Below are 6,225 nucleotides of genomic sequence, written 5' to 3'. Positions count from 1 at the left end.
CGGGCCGGATAATCGGAACGCGCGGCCGACCTCGACGATCTTGCGATCCACCGAGCGGATCGCTCCCATCACGCCGAGATACACCGGGAAGAACACGCCGACCGCAATCAACGCCACCTTCGAAGTCTCGAAGATCCCGAGCCACAGAATGAACAGCGGCACCCACGCGATCGACGGGATCGCGCGTAGCGCTTGAACGGTCGGATCGAGCAGCCGGCGTGCGACACTCCAATAGCCCGCGACCGCGCCGAGCACCGTCCCCGACAGGACGCCGAGACCGAAGCCGGCGGCGACGCGGCCGAGCGTCGCGACAACGTGCCGAGTGAGTTCTCCGGTTCGTGCCAATTCGGCAATGGTCGAAAACACGCGAGACGGGGGCGGAACCAGCCGGCCGTTGGACCAGCCGAGATAAACGGCCGCTTCCCAGCCGACCGCCACCGTCAGCGGCAACAGCAGTCCAAGCGCCGGCCCGCGCCAACGAGGTGCGCGGCGATGCGCCGATGGAGCCGCCGTCGTGACCGGCGCGGCGTTGTCTAACGTCAAGGCCATAGCCAAACCGCTTCCCAATTTGGCTCCACGTCAGGAGCCGCATTTGGCGGGGCCGACATCTCCGGCCCCGCACGCCATCCGCTTGGCACGCGGTCTGCGGCCGCAGCCGCACTGTGTGTTGCTTAGTTGGTCGGCAGCGGCACCTGATCGTCGATCAGCGTGTCAAGCACCGCTTTGACGTCGACCGACGGCTGGATCACGCCCGCCTGCTGCAGTGCCAGTCCGGCGGCGAGAATGGAGTCGCGCTGCGGCGTGCCGATCCGGCTGTGAGTGAGTTCGGTGCGTTCCTTGAGCTGCTTGTCGACCACGGCGTCGGGCAGCTTGGTCACGCCGATGAACGCTTGCTTCAGCTCGTCGTAATGGGCGAGCGAGTACTTGCGCGCATCTTCGTAAACGGCCAGCACGCGCCGAACCAGATCCGGATGCTCCTTGAGGAAGTCTTCGCGCACGTTGAGGATGCCCCAGGTGTTGGCTTCGGGCTTGCGGTAGAACAACTTGGCGCCTTCCTCGACTTCGGCCTGTGCCATCATCGGATCGAGGCCGGCCCACGCATCGACATCGCCGCGGATCAGCGCGGCCTTTCCATCGGCGTGTTGCAGCAGCACCGGGGTGATGTCGTTCTGGCTCAGGCCGGCACCAAGCAATGCACGCACCAGGAAAATATGGGGATCGGTGCCGCGAGTCACCGCTACGCGTTTTCCCTTGAGGTCGGCGACCGAGGCGATCTTGGAATCCTTGGTGGTCACCAGCGCAGTCCATTCGGGCCGTGAATAGACGTAGATCGACTTGATCGGATTGCCGTTGATCTTCGCAACCAACGCGGCCGAACCTGCGGTGGAGCCGAAATCGATCGAGCCGGCGTTGAGGAATTCGAGCGCTTTGTTGGAGCCGGCCGACTGCACCCAGACGATGCCGATGCCGTCTTTGGCGAATTCCTTTTCGAGCAGGCCTTGCTGCTTGAGCACGATTGACACGGGATTGTAGGTCGCCCAATCGATCCTGATCTCCTTTGGCTTGTCCGCGGCAAAGACCGCGGTCGGCGCCAGCATGGTTGCCAGGACCAGACTGGTCATCAGGCGCCGGGATAGGGTCGTCATGGGTTTCCTCTCCTCTCGGTTCATTGCCGTTGCTTCCGCGGGTCGCGCCGTCTCGATGCGACGTAGATACCTTCGCGAAACAAGTGATTTGTCAGTTAGTTATCTAGGCAAATCAACCGAAAAGAAGTTCTCTCAATTCGACTGGCACAAGAATGAGATTGTCGGATGAAGCGCGCTTTGAGCATGGAAAGTCTGTCGTGATCGGCCTCTGCTCCGCGTCGGCGGACCGGGCCGGTCGATCAGCTCCAATGCGGTAGCGACGATCGGAGGAGGGGCGAGTTCTGACTTGCCTGACACTCGGCAAGGAACCGGTCTTCGTCCTCGACGTCGTCGGGGTGGATATTGATGCCGCCGTTCGGGCGCAGAGATGCATGGCGGCTGGTAGCCGACCTCGGCCGCAACGAGTGGAGACGACAGATGTCGTCCTGGTCGGTGTTGGAGATTCGAAAGGCTACCAGCCTCTCGCCGTTGCCTGCGCGACGCTGACCTTGAGGTCGAGCGTCTCGAGATCAGCCGGACCGCTGGCACGCAGCGGGAGACGTTTCATCCGAGTGCGGTTTCGAGGTCAGCGATGATATCGGCGGAATCTTCGATGCCGACCGACAGGCGGAAGACACCGTCGCCGGCCCAGGCGCGATAGCTCGCCGCGGCCTCGCCGGTCAGTCGGAACGACGAGCGCAGAATGTCCTCGGTGGGGATGTAGACCAGCAGGCTCTTGGTCTTGCCGAGCGAGACCGCATAGGAGACGACGCGCATTCGCTCGGCGAATTGCTCCGCCAATGCCGGTCCGTCGCCATTCACGGTGAACGAGAGCAGGCCTGAGAAGCAACGCATGGTTCGTTGCGCCAGCTCGTGCTGCGGATGGCGAGGCGAGCCGGGCCAGTAGACCGCTTTCACCTTCGGGTGGTTGGCGAGAAGCGCTTCGACCGCGCGTGCGTTGGCCTCGTGCAGCCGCATCCGCGGCGCGAGCGTCTCAAGACCCCGCAGGATCAGCCATGCCGAGAACGGCGCCAGGCAGCCGCCGAGGTGGATCAGGCTGCCGCGCCGCAGTCGCGCGATCGCCTCGGCTCGTCCGATCACCGCGCCGCCAAGCGTGTCGCCGTGACCGCAGATGTATTTGGTCAGCGAGTGGACGACGTAGTCGGCACCGAGTTCGAGTGGGCGGAGACCGAGCGGAGTCGCGATGGTTGCGTCGACCGACAATTCGGCGCCGGCCGCGTGCACGAGCGGAGCAATCGCGGCGATATCTGCGAGGCGCAGGATCGGATTGGCCGGCGTTTCGATATGCACCAGCCGGGTGTTGGGACGAAGCGCAGCCGCGATCGCCTCGGGTCTCGACGAATCCACCGTCGTAACCGCGATGTCATTGCGAGTGAGCTCATCATGGGCGAGTTCGGCGACGCCGGCATAGCAGACGTCGGACAGCACCAGATGGTCTCCGGCGTGGAGACGGTCGGAAAACAACGCGGCCACGGCGGCCATGCCGGACGCGAAGGTCACCGCGGCTTCGCCGGCATCGAGCGCCGCCAGCCGTGCCTCCAGCAGCTCGACGGTGGGATTGCTCCATCTTGTGTAGAAATGCGGCGCCGCGGCGCCGAGATCGTTGGCGGAGAAGCCGACCGCATTTGGGGCGGTGAGAAAGCTCGCACTCAGAGCAGGGCCGGGCGTCACCGGATCTCCGACCTGACGATGGTGGTCACCCATATAGAGGGCCCAGGTGGCCGGGCCCCATGGCTTCGTTGCATTGGTCATCGTTGCATCCCGTGTCGCGTGTCTTCAGCGACCATAGCGGGGATTGGAGCCCGCTACGATCATGCCTGTCCTGCCAGGTGGGCAAAGCTCGATCGGACGACGATTGAACTCGTCGCCCGATCGAACGCCGCATCTCCGAGCGGGGCACAGTGTAAAAGACGGTGCGATACAGTTTGGCTCGAGCGAAGCCTGCCAAGGCGGTGAGCGCTCGTCCCGAGCCTTGTGTCGTGGTCCGTGCTTGGTCAGTGCCGAGAGAGGAAGTTTCTGACTTCGTCGAACAGGCGGTCCCGGGCATTTTCCACGATGATGAAGTGGCTCGCCGCGGGGACTTCGATCAGTTCGCGAATCTTCGCGTTCTTCAATTGGCCGAACAGCGCCAGCTGCAGCGACCTCGGTGTGAGATCGTCCCACTCGCCGCGGATGATCAGGGTCCGGGCCGTGATGGCCGCCGCATCATAGGGCTGCTGCGCCTGCCACGACACATCCGCCGCAACGCCGGTCGGCGACCTGAACAGTTCGGGCGTGCGTCCGGTCGCCTCCGGCTGACTGTCGCGCACGGCCTTCTCCCACAGCGCAACGGTGCTGTCGGGCAGAATCAGCTTCACCTGTTCTGCGGGGACGCCCTTTTGGATCCGCGCGCGCGAGTCGGCGAGCGTCCATTCCTGCCACGCTTTCTTGGGCGGGCCTGCGGTAACGGGTTTGTCGAACGCCCACAATGGCGCAACAAGCACGAGCGACGACACCTTGTCGGGATTGGCCGCCGCATAGGCGCCGCTGATCACGCCGCCCCACGACCACCCGATCACCTGCAAACTGTCGATCTTGCGCTTGGCACGAATGAAATCGGCAGCGGAGGTGAAATCCGCGACGGCTTCCGCCGTTGTCGCCACCGGCGGATTGTTCTCGGCCGGCGCCCGCAGCGCCTCCGGCCATGTCGACCGGCCGTAGCCGCGAACATCGACCAGCCACACGTCCCAGCCGGCCCGCGCGAGATCGTCAGCCCACGACGCGCCGCCGACCGGCAGATCGAACACGAGCTCGGAAGCCAGCGTGGCGCCATGCACGTAGAGGACGGTGCGATCGTTCCGGTAGACGTCCGTGCCCGCGGGACGTTTGTTGCGGACGAACAGTTCGATTCCGGGAGTCGATGACTTGATCTTGAAGTCCTCGGTGACGATCTCGACTTCCGCCTTCGCCGATGCGATCGGCCAGAGGACAACGGCGAGCATTGTGAATAGTCCCGAGGTGATCGCGGCGATCAGGGCCTTTTGTGACATCAAGAGTCCTTCCGATGAGGATGGTTACACAACCCGACGCTAGCAGAGCGTTGCCGAAATTCGCTTCCAATGAATCCGGGTGCGATGGATCGTTCGTGCCGCAACCTTTGAGCCGGAAGTAATCGTCGCATCCGCGCGCATGATGACGCGGACGGCGCGTGTGCGGCCGCGGCCAAAGCATGGAAGTCGATTGTTTCAGTACTGCTTGGCGTGGTGAAACGACAGTCTTCGGCGTGGCCGAAATTCGAAGTTTACGACTATTGCCCTGGCTGCGGCGGACAGCCATCGTCGACATCGTGAAGTGTGCGAAGCGCGCGGCAGGAGTGAGCAGCCTGTTCTCGGATGTCGTGCGCCAGTCGAAATCTCTGTCCTGGAATCTTGCTATGCCGCCCCAATCCTTCGACCCGTCTGCCCCGAAGATGAATCGACGCCGTTTCCTCGGTCACGCCGTTGGAGCAGCCGTGCTCACCGGTGGGTCTTCCACCGCATTGCCGCTGGTGTTCACCACGCCGGCGCGGGCGCGCGAGGCGTCGCCGGTTGTGATCGAGACGCGGCTCGGGCGGCTGCGCGGAGAGAGCGTCGAGGGAGTTGCATCGTTCAAGGGCGTGCCCTACGGCGCGTCGACCGCCGGCGACAATCGTTTCCGTCCGCCGGTGCCGCCTGCTGCGTGGACCGGCGAGCGCGACGCGACGCAGTTCGGGCCATCGGCGCCTCAGCCCGCGGCACCGAGCCCGGCCGAGTTCGCCTGGTACTGGTCGAAGGTGCCGACCAGCGAGGACAATCTCACGCTGTCGGTGTACACGCCCGGCGTCAACGACGGTGGCAAGCGGCCGATTCTGGTTTGGCTGCACGGTGGCGCATTCGCGATCGGCGCCGGCACATCGCCGGGCTTCGACGGCTCGCACCTTGCCAAGGCGCAGAACGTAGTCGTGGTCTCCATCAACCACCGCCTCAATCTGTTCGGCTCGCTATATACCGGCGAATTTCCCGAGGAACTGTCGCCGGCGTCGGGCAATCTTTCCGTGCTGGATCAGATCGCGGCGCTGAAATGGGTGCGCGACAACGCGGCTGCGATCGGCGGCGATGCCGGTAACGTCACCATCTTCGGTCAGTCCGGCGGCGCCGCGAAAGTCGCGGTGCTGCTCGGCGCACCAGCGGCCAAGGGTCTGTTCCACCGCGCCGTGATCCAGAGCGCGTCGGGTGCCTGGCGGCTGGCGACACCGGAATCGGCCGCGCGCTCGGCGCACGCGCTGCTGGCGCAGTTCGATCTGACGGCGAAGAACGCCGGCAAGCTGCGGGAGATTCCCGCCGACAAGCTGGTTGCGGCAATCGCGCAGGTGGCGGCGAAGACCGGCGTCGCTGATTTCCGGCCGACGCTGGACAATCTGGTGTTCAAGCAGCATCCGTTTGATGCGGCCGCAAGCGCCGTGTCGGAGGATATCCCGCTGCTGATCGGCACGACGGCGGATGAAGCGACCTTCTTCCTCGCGGGCGATCAACGCAACTTCTCGCTCGGGGCGGATCAGGTTCGCGCCCGGATCAAGAAATTC

General features: G+C 64.4%; 5 protein-coding genes. 1 reads left to right on the top strand and 4 read right to left on the bottom strand.

The window, feature by feature from the left end; translation table 11 throughout:
* From DYI24_RS19135 to DYI24_RS19120, 4 genes are all read right to left on the bottom strand, one after another.
* Window positions 1-549: ABC transporter permease (locus DYI24_RS19135; protein WP_164573436.1), on the bottom strand; the 549-nt coding region annotated here is incomplete at its 3' end.
* A gap of 122 nt (window positions 550-671) precedes the next feature.
* Window positions 672-1,646 carry an aliphatic sulfonate ABC transporter substrate-binding protein gene (locus tag DYI24_RS19130; protein WP_164573435.1) on the bottom strand — a complete coding sequence of 325 codons (975 nt, stop codon included), beginning with the start codon at window positions 1,644-1,646 and terminating at the stop codon, window positions 672-674.
* Between the two features lie 543 nt (window positions 1,647-2,189).
* Window positions 2,190-3,398: a trans-sulfuration enzyme family protein gene (locus DYI24_RS19125; protein WP_164573434.1), complete on the bottom strand. Its 1,209-nt coding sequence runs from the start codon at window positions 3,396-3,398 to the stop codon at window positions 2,190-2,192.
* A gap of 242 nt (window positions 3,399-3,640) precedes the next feature.
* Complete coding sequence (locus tag DYI24_RS19120; RefSeq protein WP_283810876.1) at window positions 3,641-4,627, bottom strand: alpha/beta hydrolase; 987 nt, start codon at window positions 4,625-4,627, stop codon at window positions 3,641-3,643.
* A 509-nt stretch (window positions 4,628-5,136) separates the two neighbouring features.
* On the opposite strand from DYI24_RS19120, the gene DYI24_RS19115 reads away from it, so the two are divergent.
* Window positions 5,137-6,225, top strand: a 1,089-nt coding sequence (locus DYI24_RS19115; RefSeq protein WP_349627797.1) for a carboxylesterase/lipase family protein, incomplete at its 3' end; no start/stop codon positions are given.

The sequence above is a fragment of the Rhodopseudomonas sp. BR0C11 genome, from assembly GCF_010820945.1.
Taxonomy (GTDB): Bacteria; Pseudomonadota; Alphaproteobacteria; order Rhizobiales; family Xanthobacteraceae; genus Rhodopseudomonas; species Rhodopseudomonas palustris_H.
The sequence above is the reverse complement of the archived record's forward strand: the minus strand, read 5'-3'. Positions and strand labels throughout refer to the sequence as shown.

Excerpts from the sequence above, each read along its gene's own strand:
- DYI24_RS19130 (WP_164573435.1), bottom strand. The coding sequence starts at position 1,646 with ATGACGACCCTATCCCGGCGCCTGATGACCAGTCTGGTCCTGGCAACC.
- DYI24_RS19125 (WP_164573434.1), bottom strand. The coding sequence starts at position 3,398 with ATGACCAATGCAACGAAGCCATGGGGCCCGGCCACCTGGGCCCTCTAT.
- DYI24_RS19120 (WP_283810876.1), bottom strand. The coding sequence starts at position 4,627 with ATGCTCGCCGTTGTCCTCTGGCCGATCGCATCGGCGAAGGCGGAAGTC.